Consider the following 18,594-nt stretch of genomic DNA (forward strand, 5'->3'; position numbering starts at 1 on the left):
CTGCACATGGAAGTCTTGGGTAGACCTGTGTAGCGTGGGATTATCCTGGTCGATGAATGGGAACCAAGGAGAAAAGGGTCATTGATGTTGTACCCTTTTCTAGCGCTAGTACCGACCATAAGCCGTTCTTTGGAAGGGATACTGTTGCGTATGGCGTAGATTGGTTGTTCTCGATGGGACTTGGGCCAGCTTGACGCTTTTTTTAACCAAACCCTTGCTGTTAATATGGCACTCAACTTCTACGTTCCTCCCTGGATGTAGGTATTGGCAGCTCTTTAGCTCTTTAGCTCTTTAGCTCTTTAGCTCTTTAGCATTGTCCACGATGTCCGGTGCATCTGTCGGTAAACCATCGTTTTAAAGTTGCCTGCATCGGCTAATCCTTTCTTATTAGCTCTGTTGTTCCAAGTAGCGTTTTAGTCCGGGCTTCTCAATGTTGTACCCCCCCTTCCGAATTTGGCTGATCAAATTGGCTTCCGAGAGACGCTTGATGGCGCGCTGAATATTTGAGGGTACGCCTTTGACACCTGCGTAATTATCGATTTTCGCCATTAACTCCTTCGAGTAAGGGTTTGCACCTTGGCATAGAGCTAAAAATACTAGCTTGTCGATGGGCTTCAACCGCTTAGATATTCCCTCGAAATCCTCTGTAGCTTCTATGAGCTGGTGCACGTATTCAAGAGAGTCCTTTACCGAGGCTTTGGAGGTGATTATTTGGGCAATGAGCTTCATCATCCAGTATGGCGATTGGTCCAAGTCTGAAAAGGCTTTGCATAGTGGTTGAATGGCAATAGTGATCTGATGGTTCCTCGCCAGCTTCTCACGCAAAAACTCTATAAAGGAAACATCGAGATCGGGAAATTTTTTCTCTTCAACAAAATGATAAAACGGTGATTTGGATTCGTTTAACAGCAGATCCAGATAGTGTCTGGAGGAGCCTGTGAATATGCTTTTTACCTTGCCCTGGCGTTTGTCCAGCATGGTTCGCAGGGTGTGAGTAAGCGGATCGAACTGACTGGATGTAGAGAGGTGCTGAACTTCATCAACCAGCAACAGAACAGTTTTTTTCCCCGATTTCTCCACCAGTATATTGAGCAGCTGATCGAGGTAAGCTAGCTCCTTACTGGTTGGTTTACTGGGATTATCAGCAAACTCCACTTCCATCTTCCCCAGTAGCTCGTTACTTACTGCGGTTTTTTTGATTTTCGTATTGAGCAACCGGCTCAAAGTTGACTTCTTATCAAATGAAGCGATGGCATCCTCCAGGGCTGCGATCAGCCCTTCATGCGGCGCATTGATGTTCTGCCAGAGGCTGGCATAGACAGGAATGTAGTTCTTTTTCTGCGACAGTGGTGCGAGATCTTGAAGAATGAAGAGTGTCTTGCCTTTGCGACGGGGAGCTATGATTGCCAGGCTCGAATTGATACCAAGTGCCAATAAGCCAAGGTATTGTTCAGCCAGTTCTGTTCGAGGATAGTGCCACCCTTCCATAAAATGACCTCAAATTCAGAGTTATAAGTTACGCGGTTTTATGCACCATTTGCGTAATTACGCATTCTAGAGGTAATTGTGCGTAATTCAAGTCCAGTGAATATCGGTGTTCTATTTCCTGGGGTCTTAACTAATTGATTTAATTAACATTTTACGTTATCAGGTACCCTTTAAAGCCAAAATTAATAGAACTTTTATACCAGATAATGCCTTTCGTGGGCGATCTCCCCCATCCTTCTTATTTCGAAGAAGGCAACTTGTACCCTCCTCTATCGGTTACTTTTTGCACCGTAGGCGTAGCCTAACGTGTGCCAAGGAAATAGAAGGAAAATAAAGGAAAGGTAAGGTAAATGAAGGCGTCGGTTCGATTTGGCAGTGAGGTGAAAAGTGCTCAGATAGAGGTTCTCTATGCCATATCTGGTATAGAAGTGCTTAAAAATACTTCTGCCAGGTGGTGAGTAAGTGAACCTCCCGGTATTGAGCAATGATGGGTGTTTGACTGTTTGGGGGGAGATACTTTCAGTTAAAGATCTTGAGGCGGCGCCAGTGTTGTTAATACCAGAGATTGACCGCCCTTGGCACCCCCGAAGCTACTAGAAGGTAGCTATCATGGCGTAGAAACAGCGGTTGGGTGCGGGAGGGGGGGTTATGAAGGTACAGCAGGAATCCACCATTAAGCGAAGCCAAGGTTCAAGCCTCCCTCTTCCGCCTGATAGGAATACAGGGGGGAGTTACTTAGCTACAGAGAACCGACGCTTGGCCTTCTGCAAGGCAAGAAACACCTGTACCTTGGCGTTCTTCGGATCGATTTCACCAGCAAGTGTTTGCGTTTGTTTCTCATTATTACTTAAAGGCTTATTTTGGGTTGTCTGATTGGTCATCATCGTCTTCCTTTTCGTAACTCTTTGGGTCTTCTAGAAACTTCTTCATGTCGCCCGACGCAAAGCCATCTGGCTCGGAAATATCTTCCGCCCCGACATTCCGGATTTGTTGCTTTGCGCGTCGAATGGCGTCTGAAATCGAGCCCTTCTTCTTTTTCGCGTCACTGATGTGTTTAACTTTTTCGCTCATAGGTAGCACCCTACAGCCTTACAAACAGGTAATCAGATTTTGGCACGTACACAAGGCCGAATCGTTCATAGTATTGGCGTACACTTGCATTTATCGGGTTCATGACGCGCAGTTCTTTGGCACCTAGAACCTCAGCATAACCCGCCATGGCAAGAAAGGTATATTCGAATACACGGATATCCTTCGTATTGCCTGGATTACCCTCGATGAAGTCGAGTCGAAGCTTTGTGCCTTGGTAGGTGGGCCGCCCCAAACTTAAACTGGCCAATTGCCTGTTATTCCAAAGCGCCATCTCAAAGCGTTTCGGATGACGATATCGGAATGCGTTATAGCCTTCAGTCCAATCCCACTCTACCCTTCGCTTTGGAGATGACTCCCAACGTTTAGATTCTAACAATGCAGACTGATCTATGAGAGCTGCCTTTAAGTTTGGCAGACTTGAATGAAGATCTTTATTGATTTCATCAAGTACTGCAAGTCTGAGCTTGGTGTACCGTTCTTCCGCATCCTTGTGAGTGGCCAGCATAAAGGCATTCCTCCTTCAATGTTCCAGAATTGCGAGCAGTTAACCGATTCAACGCGGCACATTGTAATGGCAATCTGTGGCTACCGCAGAGTCAATTATCAATAGGTATGGACTGCAGACTGAAGATGCTGGAAAGAAAAGGGGAATGGATTTTTTGAGAGGGTTTTTCGACCAATCTTGCTTGTCCATGGAAGAATAACCTGGTCCACAACGGAATCTAGTATGCTGGCAACAACACCTCTTAAATTCTCTAGGGATGCACCGCTAGCCTGTTTGGCAGTGTCTGATATTCTATATCTAATATTAATTTGACATGGTTTGCCAGATCCATGGTGAACTTGGATAAGTGTATGGATGAATCAGATAGTGTAATCCTTCCGACTGAGTTAGTACTTGAGCTGTATGAAACCTATCAGGCACTGGCTGAAGCATGCCTGGTTGTTAAGGATTCAGTAAGAAGTGATCAGGATAGGTACCCGGTTTATGTCCCTACTTTTGGGCTTAACGAAGAGGACCACGTATCACTTGATGCTCGGGAGGCTGCGATAAAATCCATGACCCAGCTATTCATCATAGATAAGAGCGAGAGCATACCTGAAGCCGGGATAATTTGTGCCTCGCCAAACACTGTGACCGCTGTGGACCAGTTAAATACTGCGAAAGTCGCTTTCAAAGACGCCGTGATGGCCATTCGCAAATTCCAGAAGGAAACAGACACAGCTGTCTCACGGATTTCCACATTGATTCGGAATAAGGTTGAAGAAGATGGATACCGGTCTGCTGCTTTAAAAAAAGCGATGAGTACGGCAGGTATCACTGCGCTAGACCTTAAGCGTTGCTATGCAAATATTCGGATAATGCCCCCAAGCCTCGATGTCTTCAGTTGGACGTGGGCAACCAACCATACACGCACTCAGAAGGTGAGTGTGGATCAAGCGGTTGAAATGGCCAAGAAGTTATCCGACGAAAAATCTAAATTAGTTCTGGATCTCCTTGGTCGCTGTAACCCTGGAGAAATACTCGTTCGAAAGACCCAGCTTGCTAATCAACTTCGAGCGAATTACGCCTACAAGGAGGCCGGTAAAGTTATCCGGAAGTCGTGCCCTATCTCTGGCATCGTCATCGCACAGCAGGAGCGTATGCCTAGGAAACTATGGCGAGAAAACCCAGGTAAACGAGAGGACCTTGATCGTTTACAAAGAGAATCTGACATTGAGCAGCAGGCATTCATTACGTCTTTGAATCTACACCGATATGCACGTTGAACCAGAAAATTATCCATCAAATCAGCCAAAAGTCCGATGCTTTGGCTCCAGCGCGGCTCTAACAGTCGAAGCGACGCCTCTATTGGTCAGGGGGGTGGCTCAAGGGCATACGGTAAATCTTGATGTTGCTCCAAGGCAAGGCCCAGATGTCATCTGGGCTCGCAAGATAACCATCCAGTTGAGCGATACCGAGCTTCCGATCATGGCCGCGATCTGCCTTGGGTACCTACCTAAAGCTCACTTCAAAAGAAGTGGAAAGGGCATTGTCATCGATCGCCAACCTAACAAATTGTATGTCTCGGCTACCCAGGGAAGTGGCAATGCTTTTGCGCTACCTATTCCCATTGGTCAGACGTTCCAAGTATCGAGCCTGATCCTCTCGCAGCTACTGAAACAAACAGCGTTGACTGACAGCAACCTGCTGGTTACTGCCTTGAGAGGAGCTGCGGCACTATATAAACCAAGCAATTAGGGAATCGCAGACTGAAAAGCGATTGGGTCATAGCTGTTTGACCCATAAAGCCTGCCACAGCCTGGTATATGCACTTACAGTGCCGATAGATCCTAGTCTTGAGGCGCACCATGAAAACCAAATCTGCCTTACTTGTGGGCTTAGTTATAGTGTCCGCAGCTCTTTCCATTTCTAATGCATATTTTTACAACACCGTAGAAGCGCTGAAGGCAACGATAAACAGTCAGAGTACACTCTCTGAAAATGATGTAATCACACTGGTAGATGACCGACTGAGCTCCCTAGAGAAGCGTAAAGCCCAGGAATTCCTGCCCAGTTTGGAAGAGCAATTTCAGTTAGCCCAGGCATCTACGCCGGACAACCGCCTTATCTATGGTGAGATTAATTCGAGGATTACACTCCAGGAGTATGGCGATATTGAATGCCCCTACTGCCGAAAAATGCACGGGAGCATTAAGCAAGTCGTGGATCACTCTCAAGGGGTTATGAATTGGGAATTCAAACACTTTCCGCTTGGCGGGCATAACCCAGTAGCGGCTATTGAAAGCCAGGCTATTGAGTGCGTGAAGGAGTACTATGATAACCGCACCGCCTGGATAGCCCTTGAGAGATTCATGGAAGATACGAAAGGCAACGGCAAAGGCCTTGGTGACATTCCTGAGTATGTACGGTCATTCGGGCTCAACGGTAGACTTATCGGCAACTGCCTTGCTTCAGATGATCATAAAGCAAAAATCAACCAAGATTATGAGGATGGCCGCCGTGCTGGAATCAGCGCAACGCCTGCTATTCGTATTTTGGACAATCAAACCGGCAGGGATTATATCTTGAAAGGCTATCGGACGCCGGAGCAACTACTTCAAGCCGTTCAGCAAATCCTTACTCAAAACTAGCACTTTCCTATAATGAAGTTCAACTTTACCTAAACTAAGTTGCTCAGGGTGAATACTTGATAATTTAACAACGTTTGGCCGTGTTACCGTATAGCTTTGAATAGTCCGTTGGGAGGCCCTTAGTGTTTAACTCAAGGCCTTCCTTGGAATTCACCAGAAGATCCATCTTTTTAGCAAACACAGTTGTTCTCTCCTTAACCCTATTATGATCAAGACATTGTTCATGCTCATTTCCGCCATCATCGTATAAGCTGAAGTCGGAAATATTTACATGCTGCAACTCATGATAAATAAATACCGTAGTTGCAGAAATGTCGTCAAAGAGATGATTAGTCAAACTTATTCTGTAACCTGAATCCGTTTTATTCGTGAGTGCATAATGGGACAAATATAGGCCCTTACCAATATCAAGATACAACGGCAAATTGATTACTCTAAACTCAATTTTCCCGAAATCTATCGAATCGCATAGATCTTTATCGATGGTGCAAATTAGGATTCTAGATTTTGAAATCATCGCCTGCTGTTCAGGTGATGGTAATTCGATTGGCGATTTCTTGGTGTGATATGAGGCGAGGAAAGATAACAGCACAATCACAATAATAGAGAACCCAATTGCGTAAGCAACATATTTACACCATGCCACCAAGGGTCTATAGGTCAACGGGAATAAAATCTTCATATCCGGAAAATAGCTTCAGAGTTTTATCGGCATCATCCTAAATTGCAGCCGGCGTACCATCATTGTCAACGGACAATCTCCTTGCCTGTGACTCAGCTTCTACCAAGTCTATTAAAGCCGGATCATTGGGCTGTGGATCTAAATAGAAACCGTACCGGTACAACACTACCTTGCTACTCGATTCTACCGCCTCATTTATCTTCAGCAAAGTCATCCTCCCTTCTATTACCCGATTCTGAAAGAACCGCAAGCTGTTGCTTGATCAAATTGGCATACTCCTCCCGAACAACGCCATCTATACCAGCTTGCTTACCCTTAAAGACTATCTCCCTTGCCGCCATAATCATGGCACCATCTAGAACTCCCTGATAACGCGTGTCTGCCCTGGTAGTATGAATTGCGGCTCTGAGTATATTTAGCCCATCACTAAGGGACTTTGGTGACCCTGACAACCAGAACCCAATTCGGAACTGGCACGGCGCAAACCCCATATCTGCACAGCGGTTGTATCTAGCCATCGTATCTTTGGCAATTGTCTTGGTGGGGTTGTCCATCAAACCTGTAGAAGGTGTGGCGCTTAAATAATCCTGTGTTAAATGCTCCTCCAGATTAACCTCTGCGATATAGTAGTCTGCTGGCCAGTATCCTTTCTCTGCAGATGCTTTCAACAAGATAAAAGCTGTCTCTTTCGCCTTCGGTATATTCTCTGTGGTAAAGAGTAGCAAAAGCGCATTGTTGACGAGTACCTCTAATGAATTATCCCCGGATTGTAATCGACGAACCCAATAAGCAGGTCCATCATGGATAATGTAGGGGATACCAATACGCTGACTGGCATTTGGAGATTTGGTAGTTGTATGATCCATACCTATGGCCAGGAGCAACGTTTTAAGTACTGTGTCATCAGTGTCTAAGTTGTAGCCAAATATCTCCTGTACCTTATCAAAGGTAACCTCAGGAAAAGCCTTAGCCGAGATTGAGGTATCCTCATCTGAAATCGCAACAGAACTAATGAGAAATAGGCATAGTACCGCAATAATCGTTACCAGTTTCATTAAACACCTCTATTCTCTGTCCAATAGGATTCCAAATGTTGCCTAGATATCCCTCGGTCTAAGTGATCGTGATATTCCTGAACAAACTCGATATCTGTCTTTCTTGTTGAAATTCCTAACTCTGGTTTATGCTGATCTTGTGGCCCCGCAAAGCATGATCCTGAAATCATTAAGCATCCAAGCATTACGATGTCCTTTATGTTTTTCATTAGCGGTCTCCAAAGTACCCCTTCCGCTCTATTTTCAGCTTGCGCCAAATCGGAAGGAGCATTTCAATTAACTGATTGCGATTTTTAATTGCTCTTATTTTTATGATTGGCTGATCATCATCGTTTGTCTCGATGACCAATGTAGAAAGACCGACAAGGCCCAGCAGCCCTGCGGGTGGGCTGTGAATATCCTTTATGTCACTGATTTCGCAGAAGAGCTCCTGCCGGAATATGCTCGTTATTCCTTTAGCTTCTTTGATTTTATTGCGCGTAATGACTGTGTGTTCGTAACGAACTGATAAATATGCGTATACCAGGCTAAATATCGACAACCCCACAAGGCCATAACAAGCCCAGTAAACAGCTTCAGTAATAACCTGGCTGTACCCTTCGTTCAGCCCAGATTGCCAAAAAACTAACAGAACAGTGGAGGCGATTAGGAATGCTCCCCACCAAAGAAATGAGCCGATGTTGACCCATTGTGAGGGCCTGCCTTCCCAAATAACCGTTTCATCGTTGTAGGAAACCGAACTCTGGTTATCGGTATTCACCTCCTCTATTAACTTTGCCGTATCATCGCTCATATTTCCCCCTTAAGCTGCGTGCCGCAAGCTGTTTCTCACTAGGCGTGTTGCCACATTAAGATCATCCACATGTAAAGTGTTAAGTGCGCTCGGCGAATTTGGATCACCACCAAATGCTATGTTCATATCAAAATTAAAATTGGATAAATAATGACTATCAAATTCCGACATAGTAGATACAACAATGAGTGTTTTAAACTCACATTCCGAGTTCAATATTTGATGTAGAAGTAAGGCAGGATTATCTGCCTCATCAAAATGATCTAGGATAAGGGTCTGTGTAACGTCTATTAAAGAGACTTGCTGTTTAGATTGACATTCAAGTAGTGTGAACGTATCCAGGTGCTCAAGAACTTGATAGAGCCAGCGATCACCCACAGCTTCTGACTTTATCTCGCTGATCCTTATGAGTTTCAAAGTTTCCTCCTTCAAGCCTTAGCTGCCTCATAAGCCCCAATTAACAACATAAAAGACATAGCCATCCCAAAGGCAGAAATCGCCCTACTAATTGCTCGATATATATCTTCTTTACTTTCATAGCGGCCAATACAGGAGAGACCGATTTCCACTGAGCCGAAAATGACACTCAGCTTTGCCGACATGAAAAGTAGTAACGGGAAAGTGATGGATACATGCTCACCAGATTTGAGTATGACTAACATCAAGAATGTTGCCGTAGCGACGACAATGTAAGGGAAAGACTTTGGAGAACGAAACCAGTCCATCATCAATACTCTACTAGCCGGCCGGCAACAGGGTCGAGCTGCTGCCACACTCTGGCGGGTACTTGTCGCTTATCCCTCTGGTCAGCCAACCCGAAGTAAATAGCAATGCATCGAATTACATTGACACCATGAATAATTGCTTCCGCGACAAATGCGCAATAGGCTTCAGTGATGGACGCCGCCACTACCTGGAACCGGTACTTCTTCATGCAATAGGAGTACACGTCAGCGCTGAATGCCCTTTCAGATTTCCTAGCACTAAAGTCAACATGAACAATACTGCTCACTCGAATTCCTCAGGCTATCTAAAGAAATAAGCCGCGATGAGCACCAATGCGCCAATGGAGATCATCATGTTTATCTGGCGGTCCTGGAGTATCAGGTAGTCTCGCTGCTGCTGGTCCAGCTTTCCTTGGCGGTATAGCCGGTTTACTGTGAATCTGACAAAGGGTGTACTAATGAACATCCAAGCCTCCATTTTTTCTGAAAGCTATGGTATGTGTTCCCCTAGGGGAAAGGATGTTTAAAGGATCAATCTGGAATGACCCTTTATAAGTTTGATGGACTATGTATTTGCTTCGGTATCCTGTAGCAATACTTTTTCAACCAAGTAGATCTAGTACACAAGATTCGCCAGCAATTTGAGATTCCTAGCATTGCCGATCCATGGCTTAAGATCGCCCTTACTTTGGTGAGCCATAACAACCAGGCTACCGCGAGCTCGAATCACAGGGTTAATCTTCCCGTAGTCCAGATAGTCTCTGAGCTGCACTTCGCTAGTGATTTTGAGGAGTTCCTCCTTCATCTTATCGAGGATTTCCCTATCCTGACGATAAAGCACACCGAGAGGTGTCGCATACAGCAATGCCTTTGAGGCGGTAAGCAAGAAGAACTGACCACATAGAATGTAGTGGATCAATATGCCAAATAAAAAAGCATCCACGACATCTTCGGCAATGTGTAAGCCTTCCAACCGCAAAGCTGCTATGTAACAGGCGTATCCCATTCCAAGCCAAATGCCGACTGTGGCCACCAAGGCAATCTTTCGTTGGTACGATAAGGAAAGTCCCTCAAAGGTCGCCGCAGACACATCCACCCTCAAAAACCGATAGTCCATGCTCTTCTCCAATTTCTGCTGGTTTCACTTTCTCATGGGTTCTAAAACTAGCAACTCTCGAAATAGCAATGGTTCAAGTCTTTGTGGGACATAAAATTTGATATGTTTCAGATACTCTGAGCATCAAACCCTAGATAAAAAATTGAATCATTGAAGCCTCTATTTTCCTGAGCTTTAGTTTGAATTGCACAGCAGCATTATTAGGGGAGCAACGGGAAAGAAGGGCTTACGAATCATGCTGTAATCTAAGTTTTAACTCTAGGAAAATCCCCCCACCGAGTCGTATAGGCGGGCGATGTAAACTCCTGCCGCATCTTCCACTTTTTCGGAATGCCTTCAGCCCCTAGGAACAGTGTCCCGCGACCGAACTTTTTATTGATCCGGTCCATCGCCTGCATGGTCTGCCCTGCCCTGCCCTGAGCAATTGCCCTGGGGTGAACAAATCACCCTGCCCCAAGGCGCGGGGGATTATCTCGATTAGCCCAACGCCTGCTTTCATAAAGCGGCAGTCTGGGCGGTATAAGTCAGCTATGGCCTTTCTCACCAGCCGCACGATTACCCGCGTGTCATCGGTGGGGTACGAGGTCTGCACTACGGTGCTGCGGCTGTAGTAGTTGGGCTCATGGGGTGAGGTGTGCAGGAATAGGTGGATCGACTTCACCAGCGATTTCTGCGCGCGCAATTTCTCCGCGGCCCTGCTGGCGTAGAGGGTGGTGGCCTGCAGGATGGGCGCTAAGTCGGTGAGCTTTTCACCAAAGGAGCGGGTGCAATAGATCTGCTTCTTCGCCGGGGGCTCTTCCTCCAAGCCCAGGCAGGGGATTCCGTTTAGCTCTTCGATTGTTCGCTCAATATTCACGTTGATACGGCGACGCAGGATTTTCGGGTTGGCCTGCGCCAGGTCATAGGCGGTCTCTATGCCGAAATCCGCCAGCCGCTTGGTGAGGCGCCGGCCTATGCCCCACACATCATTGACGGCGGTGCGACGCTGCATCCATTGCCACTTCTCCGGCGTGTCCAGCGCACAGACACCATCGCACTTGGGGATTTTCTTGGCCGCACGGTTGGCGAGCTTGGCCAGGGTTTTACTGGGGGCGATACCCACACCGACAGGCATACGGATATTGCGCCACAGGGTGTTGCGGATCTTGCGGCCGTAGTCCTGCCAATCCTCCTGCAGCCGTGCAGGTCCAAAAACATCTCGTCAATGCTGTAGACCTCCACATTCGGCCCGAACTCACGCAGGGTGGTCATTACCCGGTGAGAGATATCGCCATACAGCGGGTAGTTGCTGGAGAAGATGGCTACCCGGTGGGCGCGCAGCAGGTGCTGAACCTTGAAGAAAGGCTCCAGGTCGCCGATGCCTAATAGCTTCGCCTCTTTGGAGCGCGCCACCAAAAAGCCATCGTTATTGGAGAGCACCACCACCGGGCGCCCGCGCAGATCCGGCCGGAATATCTGCTCGCAGCTGGCGTAACAGCTGTTGCAATCCACCAGTACCAGCATTCAGCGCGGCCGGTGGTAGCGCACCGAAGCCTTTACCACCCCCTCCACAATCAATTCCTGCCCTTCCCAAATTGGGATCGGGGCGTAGTCATCATTGGCAGAGAGCAGCCGCCCCTGCTGCTGGTCCAGCACCTTGCAAGTGAGCTGTCCATCCAGGGCTACCACAACCACATCGCCATGCATAGGTGTCAGCGAGCGATCGATAATCAATAGATCCTTGTCGGAGATACGGAGTCCCACCATAGATCCCCATTCGTCCGAGCCATAAAGGTCGCCGCCGGCTTGCTGATCAGATGTTATCCAGGTAGTGGGCAACCGCCCTTGGGGTTATCGGTAGGAGAGGGAAAGCCACAGGCAGCTCTGTGGCCGAAGAGGGAGAAAGCTCCATACCAGAAGCTCTATAAACTGTATATATACAGCCTATTGCCTGAAGCACACTCGGGGACAAGGAAATTTAATGATTGAAAGAACTTTCGCAGAAATCTCTGCTGGACTCTGCCAAGAAGGAAATCACCAGTTCAAAGACCAAAATATCTGCATTAACCGAGCGGGTTCAGGTTAAGTGTAATTCTCTGTGAGAGTGAGATGCTTTCAAGTTTAGTGTTAAGTGTTTACTGTGGCACTTAATCGTCAAGATGTTTGAAGTCGGTCTTTATTTAACTGGAGAAACGTATGACCGACTTTAGCGGCATAGACGTAACGAACACGTTGTCCATACCATCGACCTCTCTGTTCTTTCGTGAAATACAGCATTTTGTCAATAACCATAGCGGAGTCATTGACCGTGTGTATTGGTACCGGATGGAATCCTCCCTGCCACGCCTAAGAATTGACAAGGCAACCGAGCCAGTATTATTGAACATGATCCGGAATAACATGGTAAAGAGCGTGGCTCCCTACATTGAGCAGGCACTTGAATTGGACGCGGGTTATTTAGAATTCATACCGGGAAAAGAAATTCGCTCATTTTCAGTTGCGGATGTCAAACCGCTAGAAGTTTCAGAGGCTGAAATATCCTGCCTGCTATCGCTTTCTGTTCCTGACATACAAACCATTTCCTACAATATGGATGGCAAAGCTATTCGATTGCCTAGACTGCTTTGTGATTCCCGGTCTGTAATAAATACATTGGAGAGCAATAAGCTTTTCAGCTTTTGGCATCTCTATCATTATGCCTGCTCAATCAATGCTGCATATTTAGAAGTCTCGCCTTTCTGCCCACCAAAGTGCAGATAAGAAAAAGGCCTCCGAAGAGACCTTTAATGGTTATTCATAAACCCCTTTTATTCCTGATTGACTCGCCTTCACTTCAATCTCTCGCCAGGAGTTCCGTTCCTTAACATAGGCCAGAACACCTATAACAGTGAAAAGAAGTAATAACGTTAGTGCCAGAAGCATTAAAAGGTTCATGACAATGATCCACATAATAGTACCCTCTTAATTAAATAATCCCAGAGAAGCCTTTTGTCAAGACTTCCTCTTACCGGTCCTACTCATTCGAAGGGTAAGCAGGTCGCAGACCAGCTTTTCTTGGGCGGTTGAACTAGCCTCAAGAGCATCGAGGATCAAGTAGCCAATCACACAGTACAAAGCGAGTGCCACAGATAGATAGTCCATCATGGACATGGCTTGTGCTGCAAACAACGATTTGGCAACTTGACCGACGAAGATGCCCAGCAAACCAAGAAGTCCAAGCTTCAGCGATTTGAATAAGGCAATTCTCCTGATGCAGTCCATCTTGGCAATCAGCAGATCCGTGGTACGAAGCCTGCTGATTTCCCTGAACATTATACGGTTATCCATACTGCATCTTCCTTTCGTTAGATGACCTAACGTCTGGACGGATGCATCCCCTGAAGGGTATACACCCTCCAGGGTTAGAATCATCGTATGTTGGTGAATTACATCACCAGTGGTTCAATAATCAGCAGACATTTGCTGATCTCCAATGGTTGTTGTTACCAATAATATGTAGAGTTTTATGACGCCATAAATTCAACGTTGATAGCCCAGATTTTGTCTGAGCTGTCATCCTGGTAATGAAGTACGACGAAATCATTGCTCATGCTGCATCTCCCTGTTGCCAGGTTGAGCCAAACACGTCTCTAGCAATTTGCTCGATCGCAATTTTCTGTTCAGGTTCAGCCTTTGCAAGCATCGACTGATTTAACGCATAAGCGAGCGCGTTAGGCGCATTGCGAAACACCAGAGTTAACTTTGCCCATCGGCACAAAGCACGAGTAGAAATCGTTATGGTCAACGGCGTAGCCGCTTCATCTCCACCGATAAATAGCCTCCGGATCTGGTTCGCAACGCGAATCAGATCCCGACGGATCTCCTCGGGAAGTTCCGGCGTTTTCTTTTCGAGGATGGTCATCTCGACTTCCTCAGTTGGATAGTGAACTTCAACCATCCTGAACCGATCTATAAAGGCAATATCCAATTGGTTAACACCTTGATACAGCCCGGTACTGTCTCCAGATCCCATGCTGTTGCTATTGGCAATGAATCGAAAGTTTTCATGTGCGTGAATCACCTCTCCACCATTAGTTGCAATAACCAAGGGATGCCCTTCAAGAACATCATGAAGACCAGCAAGCTGACCGGGATCAGCACGGTCAATCTCGTTCAAAATGAACAAGTGACCCTCACGCATAGCAACGGCTAAGGGACCATGTAGAAACTGCATAGTGCCATTTACCAGTTTCCAGGTACCAACCAGATCGTCGAACTCCATACGACTGTGAGCCGTAAAAGATTGAACTGGCCAGAAAAGCCGGGAGGCTACCTGGTAGGGCAAGGTTGTTTTACCGGCACCATAGTGACCAGAAAAATACAAACCGTCGCCATCAGGGTCATCCAGAAAACTCAGGATGTCGCGCAAGGTTTCCCGACGGAACACATAGCCATCATCGCGGTTTGGCACATGAGGGTTCTGTATATCGGCAAAGCCTGCTGTATGGACCTCTGGGGGTACATCAAGGTTAAAAGTAGTGCGAACAACTAAAGCTTGATCACGATGTGTCATGGATGTGCTCCTATTGCAGTACGTTGAGGTATAAGTCACCCCTGTCAGAAGCACACCAACCACCCAGTAGGTGATGATGGCCTTCTGGCGTGGTCAGACTTAAAAAGTTGAGTAGGGATATACAGCCGCAGCCGTCGTGTCCGTTTCAATATCCGGAATAGACACTTATCTTGTCGTGCAAGCACGAGCAAAAATCTCTGTGGACCGGTTACCAAATAACCGCCTTTCTTATATCCACTCCGGTTCCAGAGTGGCCATAAGGAAGGCAGACACAGTAAGTATCCGCCCTGCCTCACATAGAGTTGTAAGACGCAATACAAGATGCAAATGTTGATAAATCTCTGCACCCTTCTGCAGGTACTGCCCATATCCTTCCGCGCTGCGATTAGGCAGCGCTCCGAAGTATAAAACCATTGTCTGTGCTGTAGATTGCTTCAATGATTTCGTCTTTAGCAACCAGCATCTTGTACTCGTTATAGATACACACACCGTGCCGCTTGGTACGTACCACGGTCATGTGACAACCCCCACTTTCAGCCATACGGTCAGCTTGTGTGATCGCAACCGAAACGGCGTTGTCTATACGAGCAGCAGCTACTGATTGCTGTACTTTTTCTTCAGTCATTTCAAAATGTGTCATAGCAAATCCCCTAAAATAGATTGAATTTGAAGCCCACAGGCTCCCTAAAACGTTCTCTCGGAAAACGCTTTAGAGAAGCCTGCGAACCTCACCTCCAATCAGGGGTACCCGCTATGTTTGGCTCCCATGCTTAAAAGCATATAAACCGTAGTTCTTGTCTGGTGCCCAGTGGTGGACAAGTAAAAAAATGTACCCTGGGGCTACAGGTTTCCCAGGGTTTTACACTTAAATTAATATCAGAAGTAAGCAGATTTCACTGTAGTTAGTACGGCACCAACATCTGTATTAATGAGTTCATCTTCAGACCTGCTGAAGCGAGACTCTTCACGAGATGCTTTGCGGTAGAACCCCAGTTCATCGGTTAGGTCTTTATCTGGGAACTTCTCCTTAAGATAAGCCCCATAATCGATACTACCCATCTTCATGAATCGAGTAACTTTCACGCCACCAATATCCGCCTGCATATACGGACCCATCAACGTGATCATTAACTTCTGAATCCCCTTCTCTTTCTCAAGAACTTTCAGTTCATCTTTAAGTGCTTGAATGCGATGGTACTGTGTGCGCCATGCATCGGCATACGTATCCCACTTGAACTGCTGATCTCCAGGTTCTGGTATATACCAGTCTCTTTCAGGATCAGGCTCTGGGGACGTATTGGTTACGACGTGCTCCCAAAAAAGCTTTGCCGCCTCAAGGAATTCATTTTCCCGTTCCGGTGTTAAGGTGACCGTAAAATCCAGGTCCTGACCGCTTTCTTTATGAAAAATCAGGTGACCAGTTGTCGTTCCAGCAACTGCACATTGAGCATGGACTTGCGCCTCATACAGTTTGTACGTGCAGGAATCGACGCCTTTCTTTTCAATGTCATCCCACACAGATTCACTGGGTGCCTTAAATTCAAAAGGTTGCATAGCTGAATCAAGCCCATCAAAGCTCGCACGCAAAACATCCCATCGAGCACATTCCCCACAGAGCGGAAGTAAAACCTCGCCATAGCGACCTTCTGCCAATTGGCGAGCTTCATCTTCAAGGCGAACACCACGCTTAACATTGGGGTTATTGGATATATCAGGAGTGTTAATTCGTCCGACTTTTTCCGCCCAAAGTTGCCAAAGTGTCTTGTATGGACTGAGCCCAAGGATGATCGGAATATCCGATGCGGTAACTCCCTTGGATCGCCATTGCAACCACTCGTCAGAACGCTGATTAAGATCAATAGCTTTCATCTTTGACATTACAGATTCCTCGAAAGAAAGGTAATGCCATCTCCAGTGGAGTTAGCATTACCCCACAAGGTTGAGTGATAGATGGGTTAATCTCAGGCCATTAATGCTTGAGACTGGAGAGCTTCTTTCAATGCCTTGGTTGTGGCACTGTCAAGTGTACTGCTGACCAGTTGACGGCACAGTTGTGCGAACAGGTTTGCGTACAGCTCAGTGGGTAAATCAGCGACTGGAAAAGATGGACTTTGGTTCGCTTGCGCGTGCTCAGCCTTATAAATCCCGATGACACACCAATACTCCGCTTTATCAGCTTCAGTATCTGGAATGTGCTGACCGGCATGGACAGGGCAGATTTTGAATGACTCAAAATCACGAATCTGGTCAACATTGTTGAAGTAGAACAAAGTTGTTCTGTAGTTAGAGTTGGAAGTGATCATTGCTAATCCTTGAAAAAAAAGGGCAATGCACCCCCACTGGAGTAAGCATCACCCCAGAAGGTTGAGTATTATTTGAAATTAGGCGTTAACGACTTTCTGCTCGTGCATTTTTGCTTCAGACTCAGCCTTGGCCTTATCCAGTTCGCTATATGCAAAAGACAGTTCAGCAGGATTCTTGATCCGGCTTCCCATTAACTCCCGACATGCTTCAAAAGCATTTTGTTGAACAGCACGATCTACCAATTGTTTCACAGTATTCTGCACAACTATTGGTACCTCGCGACGATCAGGTGGTGGTGGAAGGGCATTTGAGCCGCTATTGCCAGCGAGAATTGCCAGACCTTCACTATTCTCTTCGTTGAGTAATTGCAAAACTTTACCCATACGAGGAGAAGGAGACGGCCACCACTTATATGCTCGCTTCACAAGCGTTTTGAGCTGCATCTGATCTTCCCAGGTTACCCAAGAACAGGCTGAGTTGTTTTCGCTCGCGTATGCGGACGAAAGCTTTCTTGCCTTATTCATGTCAGCTATCGACATTGCTTCAACAAGCTCTCCGCCATTAGGAAGTTGAGCAACACAGTAATCACCTCTAACAGCACCCCTATCTGACGAAAAAGGATCAAAATCATGGTCAGGATAAGTAAACCTTCCATGATATTTGAATAATTTATCTTTTTTGCAAACAAGCTCCACCCCAGCACTGATAATCGCTCCGCATTGCACTGCAATTTCGATCAAACCTCGATACGAAATATCAAGTACAATTTTGAATGGATCACTAGTACGATCACGGCGTGGAACAAGATAGGCTAAGCCCAGCTGGGGGTTTAGTGTAAGTCCTACTGCAGCGACGCTATACATTGCGAGCTTTAGACTAGAAGGGTTGTTATTAGCTACCTTAAGAGTGAATTCGTTCTTAAGGAGCTGTTGTGCGGAAAAGACTTTCTCCCTTGTAAAGTCGAGGGTAGATTCGGAAAACATCGCCGCAGATTTCTCAATAGCGGCGATATACTCCTTTCTTGCCAGTTCGCTAGTAATATTAGGTGCCGAAGCACGATGGTTAGTAGACATGATGCCACCTTGCTGGTTGAGTACTTGAGGTATAATGACCTCAGGAGGTATTCAAATATGCAAACCCAAGACTACATCCTGGATGACCAGGGTAATTTCAGGTTTACAAAGGTTGGTCTCGACAATCAGGCTCCATTACTAGCAAAAGCCGGTATTGATGCCAAAGCTATCAAGACGTATGCGGATTACATCCAGGCAAGACAGGCTGCGAGCCCGTACTTTATGAAATATCTGCAAGAGGAGACCGATAAGCGGTTGAAAGGCAAGCCCGACACATTAGAGTGGCAAGCAATACGCTCCATCGCATTTGGTACTCCCAAAGAGCAAGATCAGCTGCTCGAAAAGTTAAGACGTAAACAAAGTTTCAAGCTTGTTTAGCTTCTCTTCTTGCATTAATTTCTTCGATGATCTTGGCGCGAAGCCATTTCAACGATGAAACCTGTTCTTTATCGGTGAGCATACTGAGAGTATCTTTCGATGTGTTCAGCATGTGTTGAAGTTGTGCGTCGCTCGCTGTTTCCAGCCAGAAATAAACTTCTTTACGTGAAAACCCCATAGAAATTCTCCATAGAGAAAAATAATGGGGCTTACCCTGTAGG

The 18,594-nt window shown here is 46.4% G+C and carries 28 protein-coding genes; 5 read left to right on the top strand and 23 right to left on the bottom strand.

Going from position 1 to position 18,594, the window contains the following annotated elements:
• Positions 1-387 precede the first annotated feature (387 nt).
• From ACJJI4_RS23730 to ACJJI4_RS23740, 3 genes are all read right to left on the bottom strand, one after another.
• Positions 388-1,488, bottom strand: coding sequence for an ATP-binding protein (locus ACJJI4_RS23730; RefSeq protein WP_444928324.1), 1,101 nt, complete (start codon positions 1,486-1,488; stop codon positions 388-390).
• Between the two features lie 855 nt (positions 1,489-2,343).
• Positions 2,344-2,559, bottom strand: a complete 216-nt coding sequence (locus ACJJI4_RS23735; RefSeq protein ID WP_444928325.1) for a hypothetical protein — start codon at positions 2,557-2,559, stop codon at positions 2,344-2,346.
• 10 nt (positions 2,560-2,569) lie between these two features.
• A complete protein-coding gene (locus ACJJI4_RS23740; protein WP_444928326.1) occupies positions 2,570-3,085 on the bottom strand; it encodes a hypothetical protein in 516 nt (171 codons plus the stop codon).
• A gap of 350 nt (positions 3,086-3,435) precedes the next feature.
• Here ACJJI4_RS23740 and ACJJI4_RS23745 point away from each other — a divergent pair, with 350 nt between their 5' ends.
• From ACJJI4_RS23745 to ACJJI4_RS23755, 3 genes are all read left to right on the top strand, one after another.
• Positions 3,436-4,350 carry a hypothetical protein gene (locus ACJJI4_RS23745; protein ID WP_444928327.1) on the top strand — a complete coding sequence of 305 codons (915 nt, stop codon included), beginning with the start codon at positions 3,436-3,438 and terminating at the stop codon, positions 4,348-4,350.
• Positions 4,340-4,822: a hypothetical protein gene (locus ACJJI4_RS23750; RefSeq protein WP_444928328.1), complete on the top strand. Its 483-nt coding sequence runs from the start codon at positions 4,340-4,342 to the stop codon at positions 4,820-4,822. Before ACJJI4_RS23745 ends, ACJJI4_RS23750 begins: the two co-directional genes overlap by 11 nt.
• 110 nt (positions 4,823-4,932) lie before the next feature.
• Positions 4,933-5,715 (top strand): DsbA family protein, encoded by a 783-nt coding sequence (locus ACJJI4_RS23755; protein ID WP_444928329.1) that lies wholly within the window; start codon positions 4,933-4,935, stop codon positions 5,713-5,715.
• Positions 5,716-5,779: 64 nt separating this feature from the next.
• On the opposite strand, the gene ACJJI4_RS23760 is transcribed toward ACJJI4_RS23755, so the two are convergent.
• The 13 genes from ACJJI4_RS23760 to ACJJI4_RS23820 form a co-directional block, all read right to left on the bottom strand.
• On the bottom strand, positions 5,780-6,397 hold the full coding sequence (locus tag ACJJI4_RS23760; protein WP_444928330.1) for a hypothetical protein: 618 nt from the start codon (positions 6,395-6,397) through the stop codon (positions 5,780-5,782).
• A 191-nt stretch (positions 6,398-6,588) separates the two neighbouring features.
• The gene (locus ACJJI4_RS23765; RefSeq protein ID WP_444928331.1) at positions 6,589-7,452 is read right to left on the bottom strand and encodes a hypothetical protein; all 864 of its coding nucleotides are present in this window, start codon (positions 7,450-7,452) and stop codon (positions 6,589-6,591) included.
• The gene (locus ACJJI4_RS23770) at positions 7,452-7,661 is read right to left on the bottom strand and encodes a hypothetical protein (protein ID WP_444928332.1); all 210 of its coding nucleotides are present in this window, start codon (positions 7,659-7,661) and stop codon (positions 7,452-7,454) included. The genes ACJJI4_RS23765 and ACJJI4_RS23770 overlap by 1 nt, the downstream gene beginning before the upstream one ends.
• Positions 7,661-8,245, bottom strand: a complete 585-nt coding sequence (locus tag ACJJI4_RS23775) for a YdbT family protein (protein WP_444928333.1) — start codon at positions 8,243-8,245, stop codon at positions 7,661-7,663. Before ACJJI4_RS23775 ends, ACJJI4_RS23770 begins: the two co-directional genes overlap by 1 nt.
• A 9-nt stretch (positions 8,246-8,254) precedes the next feature.
• Complete coding sequence (locus ACJJI4_RS23780; RefSeq protein ID WP_444928334.1) at positions 8,255-8,662, bottom strand: hypothetical protein; 408 nt, start codon at positions 8,660-8,662, stop codon at positions 8,255-8,257.
• Positions 8,663-8,673: 11 nt separating this feature from the next.
• Complete coding sequence (locus tag ACJJI4_RS23785) at positions 8,674-8,973, bottom strand: hypothetical protein (protein ID WP_444928335.1); 300 nt, start codon at positions 8,971-8,973, stop codon at positions 8,674-8,676.
• On the bottom strand, positions 8,973-9,257 hold the full coding sequence (locus ACJJI4_RS23790; protein ID WP_444928336.1) for a hypothetical protein: 285 nt from the start codon (positions 9,255-9,257) through the stop codon (positions 8,973-8,975). Before ACJJI4_RS23790 ends, ACJJI4_RS23785 begins: the two co-directional genes overlap by 1 nt.
• Positions 9,258-9,271: 14 nt before the next feature.
• The gene (locus ACJJI4_RS23795; RefSeq protein ID WP_444928337.1) at positions 9,272-9,436 is read right to left on the bottom strand and encodes a hypothetical protein; all 165 of its coding nucleotides are present in this window, start codon (positions 9,434-9,436) and stop codon (positions 9,272-9,274) included.
• 150 nt (positions 9,437-9,586) lie between these two features.
• Positions 9,587-10,087 (bottom strand): hypothetical protein, encoded by a 501-nt coding sequence (locus ACJJI4_RS23800; RefSeq protein ID WP_444928338.1) that lies wholly within the window; start codon positions 10,085-10,087, stop codon positions 9,587-9,589.
• A gap of 245 nt (positions 10,088-10,332) precedes the next feature.
• Positions 10,333-10,485, bottom strand: coding sequence for a DUF4113 domain-containing protein (locus tag ACJJI4_RS23805; RefSeq protein WP_444928339.1), 153 nt, complete (start codon positions 10,483-10,485; stop codon positions 10,333-10,335).
• Positions 10,431-11,078 (bottom strand): DinB/UmuC family translesion DNA polymerase, encoded by a 648-nt coding sequence (locus tag ACJJI4_RS23810; protein WP_444928340.1) that lies wholly within the window; start codon positions 11,076-11,078, stop codon positions 10,431-10,433. The genes ACJJI4_RS23805 and ACJJI4_RS23810 overlap by 55 nt, the downstream gene beginning before the upstream one ends.
• The gene (locus ACJJI4_RS23815) at positions 11,039-11,578 is read right to left on the bottom strand and encodes a Y-family DNA polymerase (protein ID WP_444928341.1); all 540 of its coding nucleotides are present in this window, start codon (positions 11,576-11,578) and stop codon (positions 11,039-11,041) included. Before ACJJI4_RS23815 ends, ACJJI4_RS23810 begins: the two co-directional genes overlap by 40 nt.
• A 12-nt stretch (positions 11,579-11,590) precedes the next feature.
• Positions 11,591-11,905: a LexA family protein gene (locus tag ACJJI4_RS23820; RefSeq protein WP_444928342.1), complete on the bottom strand. Its 315-nt coding sequence runs from the start codon at positions 11,903-11,905 to the stop codon at positions 11,591-11,593.
• Positions 11,906-12,262: 357 nt separating this feature from the next.
• Here ACJJI4_RS23820 and ACJJI4_RS23825 point away from each other — a divergent pair, with 357 nt between their 5' ends.
• Positions 12,263-12,826, top strand: a complete 564-nt coding sequence (locus ACJJI4_RS23825; protein WP_444928343.1) for a hypothetical protein — start codon at positions 12,263-12,265, stop codon at positions 12,824-12,826.
• A 231-nt stretch (positions 12,827-13,057) separates the two neighbouring features.
• Here the strand turns inward: ACJJI4_RS23825 and ACJJI4_RS23830 are convergent, their stop codons facing one another.
• From ACJJI4_RS23830 to ACJJI4_RS23855, 6 genes are all read right to left on the bottom strand, one after another.
• Positions 13,058-13,393, bottom strand: a complete 336-nt coding sequence (locus ACJJI4_RS23830) for a hypothetical protein (RefSeq protein ID WP_444928344.1) — start codon at positions 13,391-13,393, stop codon at positions 13,058-13,060.
• 259 nt (positions 13,394-13,652) lie between these two features.
• The gene (locus ACJJI4_RS23835; RefSeq protein ID WP_444928345.1) at positions 13,653-14,618 is read right to left on the bottom strand and encodes an AAA family ATPase; all 966 of its coding nucleotides are present in this window, start codon (positions 14,616-14,618) and stop codon (positions 13,653-13,655) included.
• Between the two features lie 385 nt (positions 14,619-15,003).
• Positions 15,004-15,258 (bottom strand): hypothetical protein, encoded by a 255-nt coding sequence (locus ACJJI4_RS23840; RefSeq protein ID WP_444928346.1) that lies wholly within the window; start codon positions 15,256-15,258, stop codon positions 15,004-15,006.
• Positions 15,259-15,494: 236 nt separating this feature from the next.
• Positions 15,495-16,496 (bottom strand): YqaJ viral recombinase family nuclease, encoded by a 1,002-nt coding sequence (locus tag ACJJI4_RS23845; RefSeq protein ID WP_444928347.1) that lies wholly within the window; start codon positions 16,494-16,496, stop codon positions 15,495-15,497.
• Between the two features lie 83 nt (positions 16,497-16,579).
• Positions 16,580-16,921, bottom strand: a complete 342-nt coding sequence (locus tag ACJJI4_RS23850) for a hypothetical protein (protein ID WP_444928348.1) — start codon at positions 16,919-16,921, stop codon at positions 16,580-16,582.
• Between the two features lie 78 nt (positions 16,922-16,999).
• Entirely contained in the window at positions 17,000-17,995 is a 996-nt protein-coding gene (locus ACJJI4_RS23855; RefSeq protein WP_444928267.1) for a phage-derived integrase/recombinase RecT, read from the bottom strand.
• A 57-nt stretch (positions 17,996-18,052) separates the two neighbouring features.
• Between ACJJI4_RS23855 and ACJJI4_RS23860 the strand changes: the two genes are divergently transcribed.
• The gene (locus tag ACJJI4_RS23860; RefSeq protein WP_444928268.1) at positions 18,053-18,373 is read left to right on the top strand and encodes a hypothetical protein; all 321 of its coding nucleotides are present in this window, start codon (positions 18,053-18,055) and stop codon (positions 18,371-18,373) included.
• Here the strand turns inward: ACJJI4_RS23860 and ACJJI4_RS23865 are convergent.
• Positions 18,360-18,551, bottom strand: a complete 192-nt coding sequence (locus ACJJI4_RS23865; RefSeq protein WP_444928269.1) for a hypothetical protein — start codon at positions 18,549-18,551, stop codon at positions 18,360-18,362. The two genes, ACJJI4_RS23860 and ACJJI4_RS23865, sit on opposite strands and share 14 nt — an antisense overlap.
• Positions 18,552-18,594: the final 43 nt, after the last annotated feature.

This window comes from Microbulbifer maximicatervae (SeqCode) (assembly GCF_052467305.1).